Origin of the sequence: Bartonella sp. OC68QHHN, from assembly GCF_042193875.1 — a bacterium.
Taxonomy (GTDB): Bacteria; Pseudomonadota; Alphaproteobacteria; order Rhizobiales; family Rhizobiaceae; genus Bartonella; species Bartonella grahamii_A.
In genome coordinates this window covers 19,577-34,108 of record NZ_JBHIME010000075.1, presented here as the reverse complement: position 1 = coordinate 34,108, position 14,532 = coordinate 19,577, and the positions used below count along the sequence as shown (strand labels likewise).

The 14,532-nt window shown below is 36.3% G+C and carries 7 protein-coding genes and 2 pseudogenes; 4 read left to right on the top strand and 5 right to left on the bottom strand.

Annotation, left to right across the window (positions count from 1 at the left end; translation table 11 throughout):
- Window positions 1-116: 116 nt before the first annotated feature.
- The gene (locus ACFIJ0_RS07865; RefSeq protein WP_375623969.1) at window positions 117-1,376 is read right to left on the bottom strand and encodes an FAD-binding protein; all 1,260 of its coding nucleotides are present in this window, start codon (window positions 1,374-1,376) and stop codon (window positions 117-119) included.
- Between the two features lie 52 nt (window positions 1,377-1,428).
- The gene (locus ACFIJ0_RS07860) at window positions 1,429-1,677 is read right to left on the bottom strand and encodes a zinc-finger domain-containing protein (RefSeq protein WP_375623967.1); all 249 of its coding nucleotides are present in this window, start codon (window positions 1,675-1,677) and stop codon (window positions 1,429-1,431) included.
- Window positions 1,678-2,002: 325 nt separating this feature from the next.
- On the opposite strand from ACFIJ0_RS07860, the gene ACFIJ0_RS07855 reads away from it, so the two are divergent.
- Window positions 2,003-4,183, top strand: coding sequence for an RNA degradosome polyphosphate kinase (locus tag ACFIJ0_RS07855; RefSeq protein ID WP_375644299.1), 2,181 nt, complete (start codon window positions 2,003-2,005; stop codon window positions 4,181-4,183).
- Window positions 4,184-4,189: 6 nt separating this feature from the next.
- Window positions 4,190-5,707 (top strand): exopolyphosphatase, encoded by a 1,518-nt coding sequence (gene ppx, locus ACFIJ0_RS07850; protein ID WP_375623963.1) that lies wholly within the window; start codon window positions 4,190-4,192, stop codon window positions 5,705-5,707.
- A 272-nt stretch (window positions 5,708-5,979) separates the two neighbouring features.
- Here ppx and ACFIJ0_RS07845 read toward each other — a convergent pair.
- From ACFIJ0_RS07845 to rnd, 3 genes and pseudogenes are all read right to left on the bottom strand, one after another.
- Window positions 5,980-6,180, bottom strand: a pseudogene (locus tag ACFIJ0_RS07845) (helix-turn-helix transcriptional regulator).
- A 207-nt stretch (window positions 6,181-6,387) separates the two neighbouring features.
- Window positions 6,388-7,553, bottom strand: a pseudogene (locus tag ACFIJ0_RS07840) (tyrosine-type recombinase/integrase).
- Window positions 7,554-8,128: 575 nt separating this feature from the next.
- Window positions 8,129-9,283 carry a ribonuclease D gene (gene rnd / locus ACFIJ0_RS07835; protein WP_375623961.1) on the bottom strand — a complete coding sequence of 385 codons (1,155 nt, stop codon included), beginning with the start codon at window positions 9,281-9,283 and terminating at the stop codon, window positions 8,129-8,131.
- Window positions 9,284-9,416: 133 nt separating this feature from the next.
- Here rnd and aspS point away from each other — a divergent pair, with 133 nt between their 5' ends.
- Both aspS and parC read left to right on the top strand, forming a co-directional pair.
- Window positions 9,417-11,210 (top strand): aspartate--tRNA ligase, encoded by a 1,794-nt coding sequence (gene aspS / locus ACFIJ0_RS07830; RefSeq protein ID WP_375623960.1) that lies wholly within the window; start codon window positions 9,417-9,419, stop codon window positions 11,208-11,210.
- Window positions 11,211-11,984: 774 nt separating this feature from the next.
- Window positions 11,985-14,234 carry a DNA topoisomerase IV subunit A gene (gene parC / locus ACFIJ0_RS07825; RefSeq protein WP_375623958.1) on the top strand — a complete coding sequence of 750 codons (2,250 nt, stop codon included), beginning with the start codon at window positions 11,985-11,987 and terminating at the stop codon, window positions 14,232-14,234.
- The last annotated feature ends 298 nt before the right edge of the window (window positions 14,235-14,532 follow it).

The following is a 14,532-nucleotide window of genomic DNA, read 5'->3' as shown; positions in this document are numbered from 1 at the left end:
AAAAGTTGAGCTTTTAAAATCGGATTGTAGGTTTCGAAAAATATTGCTTTTATTTGAGTAAATTATGATCGGTTTTTAGTGCCATAGAGTCAAAAAATCCCTTTCTTTTGTAATATTCAAAATACTGGAAGAATTTTTTTATCATTATTTTTTATGGAATTCATCGCATCATACATGTAAAGCCAATTGAGATCTGAAACAATGCTCTCTGGTGTACGAATTTTCATCATGAGATTGCGTGCAATTGCTATGGGACCGGTTGCGTGATAGGCTAATCTGTTGAAATCTCCGCGTTTTTTTACTGCTGCAATACGGGGGGTGCGTGTTGTTTCGTAAAGCGAAAGTGCTTTCGTTAATGAAAAATCCTTCAATGAAAGTGCTTTTGCTAATGTGGCAGCATCTTCGATTGCCATAGCGGCACCTTGCGCTGCAAAAGGTAAGGCTGCATGTGCACAATCGCCAACAAATACTTGTTTCTCTAAGCCGATAAAACGATTTTGTTTCATTTGAAAGAGTGGCCAATAGCTCCATTCATCGATATGATCAAAGATTTGTAAGATTTTTGAATTCCAATCTTTAAAAAGAGACTTGAGTTTTTTTTTATCTCCTTTATGGTCCCATCCTTCTTTTGAATTTTCTCCGTGCGTAATGGCGACAAAATTAAAAATTTTTTCTGACGATTGAATGGGATAGACAACAAGATGATTTTTTGGTCCCATCCAAGCCGTAATTGTCTTCATATTTTGCAACGAAGAACGAAAGTTTTGAGGAAGATTATCAAATGTTGTTGTTGCACGCCAAGCAATAAAGCCACTAAAATTTGCTCTTTCATGAAAAGGAGATTGTTGCCGTAATGTTGACCAAATTCCATCACATCCAATCAGGAGGGGCGTTGAATGAAGCTGTTCTGTTGTTGTATTTGTTTTTATTGTCGTTATTTTAATGTTGGTTGCAGATTGGGTAAAAGATACAATCGTTTCGCCTGCTTTGTATTTGATCAAAGGATTTTCAATTACTGCATTATATAAAATTTTTTGTAAAGCTGCGCGGTGAATCGTCATATAAGGGGCTTTCCAATATTTTTCTGTTAGATTGATAAGATCAGCCCGTAGATGTATTTTTAAAGATAATCCATCTTTTAACTCAAGAAAATGTGGGATTGTCGCGACTTCGGTGAGTTTGTTAAGAAGTTCCCAGTGAGCAAGAATAGATGTTGCATTTGGTGTCAGTTGAATACCAGCGCCTATTGTTTCAAGTTGCTTACACTTTTCGATAACGGTGCTCGCAATTCCTTTATGAGCGAGTGCTAAAGCGGTGCTTAAACCAGCAATTCCTCCTCCAACAATGATGGGAGATTGGTTCACAAATAATTTCATATTAAACAAGCAGAATTAAAAGAGTGGTTATTAAGAAAGCCCAAAAACGCGATTATAATAGCTTTTCTGGATGATATAAACATCCTGTTGGGTTTGTTTGATCGTATGATAGCGAGGGAACATAACGATAAAGGGTTGAGCAGTAAGGGCAAATTTTCTCATCTGCTGCTCCCATGTCGATAAAGATATGAGGATGATCGAATGGTTGTGTAGCGCCTACACACATAAATTCTTTTACACCAATTTCGATTGTTTTATATCCAAGGTCATTTTGGAAATGGGGAATGTTGTGATCAGCCATGGCATACAAACTCCAGTATAAATTGTCTCATCAGCTATAATTAGGCTCTTCTGTTTTATGGGCGTGAGTTTGTAATAAAGCTTATAATAATGCAAGCTACTTTTTAAGACAAATTTCCCCTCTTTTATGCTATATTAGAATAATTGTCATGTTGTTAGCGCTTTGCGCATAGAAATAGTTTTAAGTATTTTTAAATATTAAATGGAAACATGATGAGGAAAGTTAGGCATTGATATATTATTATGATAATAACATATTATAAAATGTTATGTGAGATATTTCGTCAAGGATTTTAGAAAATATAAAAGAAAATTATTTAGGATATATGGAACAGAGGGTGGTAGATAAAATTTCTATATCGAATATAACAATGAAAAATCCGGTACGGTTTATTAATCGAGAGTTTTCATGGCTACAATTTAATAATCGTGTTTTGATGGAAGCGGCTAATTCGAAACATCCTTTATTAGAACGTCTACAATTTCTTTCTATTTCAGCTGCAAATCTTGATGAGTTTTTTATGGTTCGTGTTGCAGGACTAGCAGCTCAAATTCGTGCTCGCGTTACAGCGTGCAGTGCAGATGGGCACACTCCACAGGAACAACTTGATATTGTATTAGCTGAGATTTCAAAGCTGCAGGCTCACCAACTACGAGAATTGAATGTTTTACGTGATGAATTAAAAAAGAATGATATTGAAATTATTTGTTCTGATGATATTTCAGAAATTGAAAAATCATGGCTTGAAAAATATTTTCTTGAGACAATTTTTCCTGTTTTAAAACCTTTGCCTGTTGATTCTACTCATTCTTTTCCATTTATTCCTAATTTAGGGCTTTCTATTGCGCTTCAATTGTCTGGAGAAACTGATCAGAATTCACGCGCAGTGTTGTTGTCTATTTCAATGCTTTTGAGGCGTTTTATTCTTCTTCCTCAAGAGGGAAATCATTTTCGTTTTATTGCATCTGAAGATGTTATTTGCCTTTTTATTAAACATGTATTTCCTAACTATGAGATTAAAGGAATTGGTACATTTAGAGTAATCCGAGATAGTGATATTGAAGTAGAAGAAGAAGCTGAGGATCTAGTTCATTTTTTTGAGACTGCTCTCAAAAGGCGTCGCCGTGGGCAGGTTATTCGAGTTGAATTTGACGCAAAAATGCCAGAGAGTTTACGCCAATTTATAGCGAATAGTCTTGCTGTTCCTGATAATTGTATTAATGTTCTTGATGGATTTTTAGCGCTTAATATGGTATCAGAAATTGTTTCTATCCCCCGTGATGATCTCAAATTTATTCCTTATATTTCTCGTATTCCAGAATGTATTCGTGAACATAAAGGGGATTGTTTTGCAGCTATTCGTGCAAATGATATTGTGATTCATCACCCCTATGAGACATTTGATGTTGTTGTCCAATTTTTACGTCAAGCTGCTTACGATCCTGATGTTGTGGAAATCAAACAAACACTTTATCGTACATCAAATGATAGTCCAATTGTTGGTGCTTTGATTGAAGCTGCTGAACAGGGAAAGTCTGTGACTGCTTTGGTAGAACTTAAAGCACGTTTTGATGAGGAAGCAAATATTCGTTGGGCACGGGATCTTGAATGTGCTGGGGTTCAAGTTATTTTTGGTTTTATTGCATTAAAAACTCATGCTAAGATGTCGTTGGTTGTGAGACGTGAGGGAAAACGTCTTTGCTCTTATGTTCATCTTGGAACAGGAAATTATCATCCCATTAACGCTAAAACTTATACGGATCTTTCTTTTTTTTCCACGGATGATGAGATCGCTCATGATGTTGCGTTATTGTTCAATTATATTGCGCAATATGAGCGTCCAAATGAAACAATGAAGATTGCTTTTTCACCCTTAACATTGCGTGGTCGTATTCTTCAGCATATTGAAGGAGAAATTGTTCATGCACAACAGGGAAGGTTTGCTGCTATTTGGATGAAAGTTAATGCATTGGTTGATCCTGAAATTATTGATGCTTTATATCGTGCCAGTCAAGCAGGGGTGCAAATTGATTTGGTTGTGCGGGGGATATGTTGTTTACGTCCTCGTATTCTAGGAATTTCGGATAATATTCGTGTAAAATCAATTGTTGGGCGTTTTCTTGAACATAGTCGCATTTTTTGTTTTGGGAATGGTCAAGATTTGCCTAATGAAAATGCACTTGTTTACTTAGGCTCTGCTGATATGATGCCTCGTAATCTAGACTATCGTATTGAAATATTGGTTCCAGTTTTTAATAAAATAGTGCGTCAAAAAATTCTTTTACAGATTATGTTGGCTAATATCATTGATAATCAACAAAGCTTTGATATACTTAAGGATGGAACATCAAAACGTATCACACCGCAAGAAGATGAAAGTCTGTTTAATGCGCAGGAGTATTTTATGGCCAATACAAGTTTTGCGGGGAGAAAAGAGTCTTTTGAATCTTCTGTTTCGCACTTGGTTGCGTTGCATCGGCAACAAGCCGAAATACATAAAGACTAAAATCCAATGACATATAGAGATGCTCAAGGTCGGTTAAAAGGGCGTAAGCCTGTTGCTGTTATTGACATTGGCTCAAATTCTGTTCGGTTGGTTATTTATGAGGGGCTTGTTCGGTCACCAACAGTTTTGTTTAATGAAAAGATTCTTTGTGGTCTCGGTCATGGTGTGGCAAAAACGGGATTTTTAGAAGAAAAATCGATGAAAATGGCATTGCAAACACTGAAACGGTTTCGTACGCTTTGTCGACAGATTGGGGCAGATGAGGTCTATACTTTAGCAACAGCAGCAGCCCGAGATGCAAAGAATGGCGTAGCATTTATTCAGCATGCTGAAGATATTTTGCAAAATAAAATATATCTTCTTTCAGGAAGTGAAGAAGCTATGTATTCAGCATATGGTGTTGTTTCTACTTTTTATCAACCAAAAGGTATTTCTGGGGATCTTGGTGGTGGAAGTCTTGAGCTGATTGATATTGATCATTCTGATGTTGGTGAAGGGATAACTCTCCCATTGGGTGGTTTAAGGCTACAGTATATGTCAAATAATGATAGTGCTGTAGCTACAAAAATTGTACATGAGCAACTTTATAAATTGTCTGTTGTTCGTACTCGTAAAGGCATAGCACGTTATTTTTATGCAGTAGGAGGGACATGGCGTAATTTGGCAAAACTCCATATGGCAATGAAAAACTATCGGCTCCCTGTTATGCATGGCTATGAAGTTGAAGCGGTTGAAATGAAAAACTTTTTATGTCTTGTAGCACGTGGTAATATTGATAATATGAGAGGGATTGCAGCGGTTTCTCAGAATCGTCAAAAACTTTTATCTTATGGGGCAATAGTTCTTATTGAACTCATTCAGTGTATGGAGTTTGAAAAGATAATTTTTTCTGGTGCTGGTGTTCGTGAAGGTTTTCTTTATTCACGATTGCCGCAGGCGATTCGACTTTCAGATCCTCTCATTGCAGCATGCACAGAAATGGCTATTTTACGAGCACGTTCACCAAAACAAGCAGAAGAACTCATTGATTTTACGACGAATGCTTTTGAAGTTTTTGGAATTTCAGAAACTGAAAATGAATGCCGGTATCGTCAAGCCGCTTGTCTTCTTGCGGATATTGGTTGGCGTATACATCCAGATTATCGAGGCAATGAAGCAGCAAATCAAATAGCTTTAGGATCTTATCCAGGAATTTCTCATGAAGGGCGCCTTTATGCGGCGCTTGCTGTTTTTTTTCGCAATACGAGTTTATTGGTTGATAAAGAATCTCTTCCCATTTTTCAATTAGCAACTCAAAATATAATTGAAAAGGCACGTATTCTTGGCGAAACTATGCGTATTGCTCATCTTTTTAGTGCTTCTGTTGCAGGTATTTTACCTCATTTATTGTGGCATAAAAAAGCAGATCATATTATCTTGCAGATCCCAAAGAATTACGCTGGGTTATTAGGGGAACGCCCTCTTGGAGGATTAAAGAAGTTATCAAAAATAATAAAACAACCTCTCGCGTTTGAAATTTTTTGATTTTTTTCCTAATTTATTCAGGTTTTATGTCTTATTAATGGTGCCATTGACAAGGGATAAACTAGGCAACCTATCATCATGAGCTGAACAACGGGCTGTTCCATAACGCCCATGCTAGATCCCATGCAAAGTTTTTGTAATGCCCTGAGCACTCGTAAAAGAAAACATAATTTTTTATCCTGTTACTTGCGTTATAGGAGGGATTTTGCACTTCATAAGCTTCGTGTGAAAATGAAAAGACTTGTCTATCCTTACGTGACAAGGTTTTCTTTTTATGTGGCGTCACTTTGACGTTGCTGTTTTGCTTGCTCGATGACATTGATAAGATCCGATTGTAATCAACGCGATAAAAAAACAAATTTTAAAGGTTTTGGGAGAGATCTATTGGTTACATGACGCCGGAATGTTGAAACACTCATATGAAGCAGTTTTGCACTTTCGCGGTCTGTCAAAAGAATATCATTTTCTGTTATTATAAAACCCTTTCACTATAAAAATAGAAACAAATCATAAGCATTTATTAACCATATTTTTGAATCCTTTGAAAATTATTTAATCTATAAAAAACAATATTTTATCATATAATTTCTGATGTGATTATTTATAATTCTTATTGAGACGATATGAGAGAAAAGAGAGAGAAAGTTATCCATAAATAATGGGGTTATGTATCCCATCTGTTAACTTTGACCGGTGACATAAGCTGCCCATTTATCTATATAGACACGGCGCTGTTCTAGATAGTCTGTCCGACGATAGGCACGCTCTACTCGTTTTCCTATTGTATGACTTAGAATGATTTCAGCGACCTCAAAGGGGGCATCGGTTGTTTCAGTGAGCCAATTGTGTAAACTAGAGCGAACCCCATAGGGACAGGTATCAAGTTTATTTTTTCTCATATACTCGACATACCGTTCTCACTAAGGGATTACGACCGGTTGCAGAAAAGAAGAAATCATTGCGAGAAAGCAAGCGCGCTTATTTTAAAATTTCTAATGTCTCTGTTGATAAGGGCACGCGAAATTCTGTTGTATCATTACGCTTTCCTTTCATCTTTTCAGCAAAGATGGTCTATGTATCACCATCAATCTGATCTTCACGAATGTGACACAAGGGATTGGTACGAACCCTTGTGAGAATAAGAAAACGTAAAGCCGATTATGTTATAGTTGTTGTTTGGCAAAGTGTTTTATAAAAACCCGGCACGTTTCTCCAATCCATAGTCGGTCTATTGAGGGTTTTATGACGTTGTTTTCCTAAAAGAGCGTGTGCTTTTTCTGTTGCTTGTAAATCAACATTTAAATCTAAGGCAGAAGCATGTTTAAGACAAAGAGTAAGACGGTTCAAGTGCTTTCTTTGCTGTTGCAGCTTTTGTATGCCAAATGGGAGCGAGGGTATTGCGTATTTCTGTTTGCGTAATCTCTGAAACAGGCAGACAACCTAATTTGGGGAGAATATAAAGGCGTAATGGTAAAAATCAATCACAAGCTTTACTATCTCTTTTTAATTCAGCTTTACGATTTTCAAAAGCATCTAAAGCAATGTTTTTTTAATAATGAAGATTACGCATTGATTCACGCTTTTGTTTATCGCGTTCTTTAATGGGGTCATGCCCATCATGTAAAACAGAACGCCATTGATTTGCACATTTACGTGCTTTTTTTAAGAGATGTTTTTTAAGGCATCCAAGCCCATTTCGCGACTCCGATCATGAATGGTATAATGATAAAGCCATTGAGCACCACTATCTTTACGTTTGTGGAGAAGCAAGCCGGGCACCATCATTATATTTTCTAGCTCCCAATGTTGCGACAGACCTTGCATTAAGACGATTCATAAGAACCATTTTTATTCCTTTCTTATAGAGTTTGACCCACAAGCCAGCCCCGTTTGTGGTGTGTAAGAGAATGGTTTTGGTTGATTCAAGATAAACAAATTTGAAATGAGAGAATCTTATGTTATTCGGGACTCTCATTCAACACGCAAAACAAAGAATTATTTTTATAAATCAGTATCTTGCCTTTTTTAGGTATTTTAGTTGTTATGCTGGTTCGTTTTTGATTGTTAGATTGGAATCTCGGTAGTTTTTTAATACGATATAGTGACGTGAGGCATTATATCTTTGTTTGTTCCTATTGCTAGGCTGCTATTTTTGTAATGAATGCGCTTTTATTATAAGAACTTTTTCTTTTTAAAACTTTTAAATGAGGAGCTGTCTGTTTTTTTAGATTTTTTTTAATAAGATTGCTATTTGATTGACCGGATAAAGATTTAGCTGTCATTTTTAATAAGAGTTTACTATTTAAGTTTTTAACTTTGTCAGAAGTAGGCTTTATTTATCCTATTTGCGTTGGCTTATAGGTATACCAATTGATATAAATAATAAGTAGCGTAATGGATTTTTAAAAATGAAAATGTAAATTAAAGCTGTTTTGTACTTATTTTTCCATTGTTAAAGTAAAACCCTATCTGGCCCTTTAGCAGTTGTTCGGCTTTTTGACCAAATATTTCATAGCGCCAGCCATTCATAGCGGGAATATTTTTCTTTATTCCTCCATTAGCAATTTTTTCTAAATCATTAGATGTTGCAATAATTTTAGGGGCAATGCTGTTTTCATTTGCAACAATTTTTAATAACACTTTGAGCAAATCGATAACAGCGGCAGTCGTATCATTGAGTGGATTATGTTTAGGAATGGGGGGTAAAGTAGAAAGATCCACCTCTAAGCCTTCGTGGACAGCTTTAATTAATGATTGAGCAATTGAGAGTTTATCCCAATTCTTATTAAGACTGCGCAATCGTTTTAATGCAGATTCATCTTTTGGTTGTTGGGTTGCTATTTCTATAAGACATTCATCTTTTATGATATGACGACGTGGCATATTGTATCTTCGTGCTTCACGTTCACGCCAAGCTGCTATCTTTTGTAATATAGCAAGTTCACGTGGCTTTTTAATTTGACCTTTCACTTTTTTCCATGCTTCATCTTCTGGCATATCATAGGTTTTAGGATTTAAAAGGATTGTTATTTCATCATCCATCCAGTGAGCACGTTGATTTTTTTCTAACCTTTTTTTCAATAACAGGTAAACATCTCTTAGATAGGTTACATCGGCAAGTGCATAGAGCAGTTGTTTTTCAGACAAAGGTCGGCAACTCCAGTCTGTAAAGCGGGAGGATTTATCAAGATGATGCCCCGTGCAGCGTTGTACAATTTGATCGTAGGAGATAGAATCACCAAATCCACAAATTGATCCTGCTATTTGCGTATCAAAGAGAGGGGAAGGGATAACACCTCCAAGATGATAAATTGTTTCAATATCTTGGCGCGCAGCATGAAAAACTTTTACAACTTTTTTATCGATCATAAGGTCAAAAAAAGGTTGTAAATCAATATCTGGTGCTATGGGATCAATCAAAACTGTGACATCTGGTGATGCGAGCTGGATTAAACACAGTTGAGGCCAAAAAGTTGTTTCGCGGATAAACTCAGTATCTACTGTTACAAAATCAGAGGTACGTAGAGCCGTAAGTGCAATTACAAGATCTGTTGTTTGTGTAATAAGATTCATCATTTTATTATAATTCGATAAATTAAATTTGTCCTTTATTGACTTTATTTTTGAGTTTTTATTCTCATATCTTGACAAATGGTTATTAAAAAGCGTTTGTAGCGCATGTGAATATTATAATCAAAGGCAAAAAAACATGCACCGTTATCGCAGTCATCATTGTGCGGCTCTTCGTAGATGTGATGTAGGAACACAAGTCCGTCTTTCGGGATGGGTTCATCGTGTTCGTGATCATGGAGGAATTCTTTTTGTGGATTTACGTGATCATTTTGGAATCACACAAATTGTTGCTGACCCTGCGTCACCTGCTTTTAAAGTTATTGAAAAAGTGCGTTCTGAATGGGTTATTCGTGTGGATGGAGAGGTATGTGCACGTTCTGATGAGGTTATTAATACAACGCTTCCAACAGGTGAGATTGAAATTTTTGCACAAGAGGTAGAAATTCTTTCAAAATCTGATGAACTTCCTTTACCGGTTTTTGGTGAGCCTGATTATCCAGAAGATATTCGATTAAAATATCGTTTTCTTGATTTGCGTCGGGAGACTATGCACAAAAATATCATGCGTCGGACTGAAATTATTGCGGCTATGAGACGGGCTATGCAAAATAATGGTTTTACGGAATTTACGACGCCACTTTTGACAGCTTCATCGCCGGAAGGAGCACGTGATTTTTTGGTTCCAAGTCGTGTTCATCAGGGAAAATTTTATGCACTACCGCAAGCACCACAGCAATATAAACAGTTGTTGATGATGTCAGGTTTTGATCGTTATTTTCAGATTGCTCCATGTTTTAGAGATGAAGATCCAAGGTCCGACCGTCTTCCTGGTGAATTTTATCAATTAGATGTTGAAATGAGTTTTGTTGAGCAAGAAGATGTTTTAGCAACTATGGAACCTATTATGCGTTCTATTTTTGAAGAATTTGCAGATGGAAAAACTGTGACACAAAGCTTTCCTCGCATTTCCTATGATGAAGCAATGCAAAAATATGGTTCTGATAAGCCTGATCTACGTAATCCGATCATTATGGAAGATGTTTCTCAACATTTTTATAATTCTGGTTTCAAGGTCTTTGCTCAAATTTTGGCGAATGATGAGAATGCACAAGTGTGGGCTATTCCGGCTAAAACGGGTGGAAGTCGTGCTTTTTGTGATCGTATGAATGTATGGGCACAAGGCGAGGGGCAACCAGGGCTCGGTTATATTTTTTGGCGTGAAGAAAAAGGAAAATTTGAAGGAGCAGGGCCTATCGCCAAAAATATTGGTCAACAGCGAGCTGAAGCGCTCCGTATACAGCTGAGACTTGAAAGTGGTGATGCCTGTTTTTTTGTTGCTGGAGATCCAAAAAAATTCGCATCTTTTGCTGGAGCAGCCCGTACACGGGTAGGGGAAGAATTAGATCTTCTCGATAGAGAGAGTTTCTCTTTGGCGTGGATTGTTGATTTTCCATTTTTTGAATGGAATGAAGATGAGAAAAAGATTGATTTTGCACATAATCCTTTTTCCATGCCTCAAGGAGGAGAAAATGCTCTTGCTTGTCAAGATCCTCTTACTCTTAAAGCTTTTCAATATGATCTTGTTTGCAATGGTTATGAAATTGCATCAGGTGGAATTCGTAATCATTTACCAGAAATGATGCTTAAAGTTTTTGAACTTGTAGGACTTTCTAAGGAAGTTGTGAAAGATCGTTTCGGTGGTCTTTATCGTGCATTTCATTATGGGGCTCCGCCACATGGTGGTATGGCTGCGGGAATTGACCGCATCATTATGCTGTTGCAAGGTGTTAAAAATTTGCGTGAAGTTGCTTTATTTCCTATGAATCAACAGGCGCTTGATCTTTTGATGAGTGCACCGTCTGATGTTTCTCCTACACAATTACGTGATTTAGGAATCCGCATGGCTCCTACTCACAAAAATAGCTCATAAAGTTGATTATGGATTGTTTTCATTTTTCACGTAGAGTAAAGTTTTAATGCCTCTCAAGAGCATTGGTGTGTGTGTATGCTGTTTGTGAAATTTATATAGGCAAAAACGCTATTGTGTTGATTCTTTACAAGGCATTTTTATTCCTTGTTTCTATAGTGGCTCTTCCCCTCGTAATAGGTGAGGAAATGATTGTGAGTGATTTATCATGAATAAATTAGATATGAGAGAATTCTATAATTTTAGGGAGCCTCATTTTAGTTGAAAAAAATGAATTATCTTTATACGTCAATATATTATTTATTTTTATTGAAGTTTTTAAAACGTTGTAGCAGAGAATTGTGTCTCTTCGTTTTTATGAGAATAATGCGGTTTTCTGTTCTATAGACTTACTCTGAAAAGTTTAAATTTTATAAGCTTTGAATATTTTTTTAGTTTTTCTATGAAAAACTAAATGGGGTTGTTATACAATTTATCTTTATAATAAAAGATGATGTTTGAAAGGTGCTTTTGTCATTCCAAAAAGGATGAAATAACTCTTTGTGAACCGTTAAATTATTGTCGGATTTGATAAAGCTTTCAATAAATTACTTAAAACAAGGGGGAAAGGACATGTATAAATTTTTCAAATTGATATAATTTTCTGTTCATGTTCTAATTGCAGCGTTTGTTTTTATGTAATTGACTTTTAATAAAAAAGTCGACTCATAGAAGATTTCATTAAATAAATCCTATAAAATAATTTCTTATTATTGTGGGAATTGTTGTTTTAATACTATGTCTGATAAAATGAATTTACCTTTTGATAAAGAACATATTGAACCAATAGAATTACGTTCTGCTTTACAGGAACGTTATTTAGCTTATGCACTTTCTACGATTACACACCGTGCATTGCCTGATGTACGTGATGGATTGAAGCCTGTCCACCGGCGGATTGTTCATGCGATGCGTCTTCTCAAACTAAATCCTGGACAGTCTTATGCGAAATGTGCGCGGATTGTCGGTGATGTCATGGGAAAATTTCATCCTCATGGGGATGCCTCTATTTATGATGCTTTGGTGCGCTTGGCTCAAAGTTTTGCTGTTCGTTATCCGTTGGTTGATGGGCAAGGCAATTTTGGTAATATTGATGGTGATAATGCTGCTGCTATGCGTTATACGGAAGCACGTATGACTGAAGTGGCTGCATTGTTACTTGAAGGAATTAATGAAAATGCTATTGATTTTCGTTTAACCTATAATGAGGAAGATGAAGAGCCGGTTGTTTTACCAGGAGCTTTCCCTAATCTTTTAGCAAATGGTTCTTCTGGTATTGCTGTTGGTATGGCAACGTCTATTCCACCCCATAATGTTGCTGAGCTTTGTGATGCAGCGCTTCATTTGATTGCGCATCCCGATGTAAATGATGAGGAATTAAATCAATTCGTTCTTGGTCCTGATTTTCCGACAGGGGGAATTTTAGTTGAGCCTAAAAAAAGTATTGAGGAATCCTATCGGGTTGGGCGTGGATTCTTTCGCTTGCGTTCACGTTGGCATCAGGAATCTGGTAGCCGTGGCTCTTATGTGATTGTTGTGACTGAAATTCCCTATCAGATTCAAAAGTCACGTCTTATTGAAAAAACAGCAGAGTTTTTGCTTGCACGGCGATTACCAATGCTTGAGGATATCCGAGATGAATCAGCAGAAGATATCAGAATCGTGCTGGTTCCTAAAAATCGTACCGTTGATCCGGAGCTCCTTATGGAGTCTCTTTTTAAATTGACTGATTTTGAAGTAAGATTTCCCCTTAATCTAAATGTTTTGTCTTTGGGAAAAATACCCAATGTTCTCTCTTTGCGCGAGAGTTTACAGCAATGGCTTGAACATCGTCAAGAAGTCCTTATTCGCCGCTCTCATTATCGGCTTGATCAAATTGATTGTCGATTAGAAATTCTTCATGGATATCTTATTGCCTATTTAAATCTCGATGAGGTTATTCAGATTATTCGTGAAGAGGATGAACCTAAAAAGCAGCTGATCAGTTGTTTTGAATTAACAGAAAATCAAGCTGAAGCTATTCTTAATATGCGCTTGCGTTCTTTGCGTAAGCTTGAGGAATTTGAAATTCGTAAAGAATTTGAAAATTTAAAAGCTGAAAAAGAAAAGCTACAGAATTTGTTAGCTTCTCCTATAAAACAATGGAAAATAATTTCAGAAGAAATCAAAAAAGTTCGAAACACTTTTGGTCCTGAAACACTCTTAGGGAAAAGACGTACGACATTTGAAGAGGCACCTAGACATGATCTTGATGATATTCAACAAGCGATGATCGAAAAAGAACCGATTACTATTGTTATTTCTGAAAAGGGATGGATGCGTGCTTTGAAGGGACATTTGAACGATTATAAAGCACTTTCTTTTAAAGAAGGAGACAGTTTAAAGTTAGCATTTCCAGCATTTACGACCGACAAGATTTTGCTGATAAGTACAGGGGGAAAGTTTTTTGCTATTGGTGCAAATAGTTTGCCTGGAGGGCGGGGACATGGTGAACCTATTCGTATTTTAGTTGATATGGATGATGAGCACGATGTTCTTACAGCTTTTGTGCATCACGCAGAGGAAAAATTTCTCTTGGTTTCATCTCACGGTAATGGTTTTATTGTTTCTTCTGCAGAAGTGATCGCCAATACACGAAAAGGAAAGCAAGTGATGAATGTAAAAGCTCCTGATAAGCTAAAGCTATGTGTTCAAGTAAATGGTGATCATGTTGCAGTGGTTGGTGAAAACCGTAAAATGCTTATTTTTTCTATTGAACAAATACCAGAAATGAATCGCGGTAAAGGTGTTCGTTTACAGCGTTATAAAGAAGGTGGTGTTGTTGATGCCAAGACTTTTAATTTATTAGAAGGTTTAAGTTGGCAAGATACAGCTGAACGAATCTTTAACCGTCAGGCGGATGATCTCGTTGAATGGATTGGAACGCGTGCAGGTGTCGGGCGTTTGGTTCCAAAAGGATTTCCAAAATCAGGAAAATTTATTAATTAAATGTATTTTATAAATGAGAAAATTTCCTATGGTTTTACGATTGTGTAGGATATTAATTTATAATGATAATTTATTTTTTATTGAAAGAAAAAACTAAAGCGTGAGTTTTTTCTTATTTCGATCTTGTTCAAGTTAAATCAATCAAAATTGTTTGTTTGCTTGTTATGAGATGAGAGATTAGTCCGTCTGTATAAGAAATATTGAAGAAAAGAATAAAAATATTTTTTTAATAAACTGTTTCACATACAAGAGTTGTTGCAACAATAGGTATGTTTTTTTAACATTATACCATTTATGG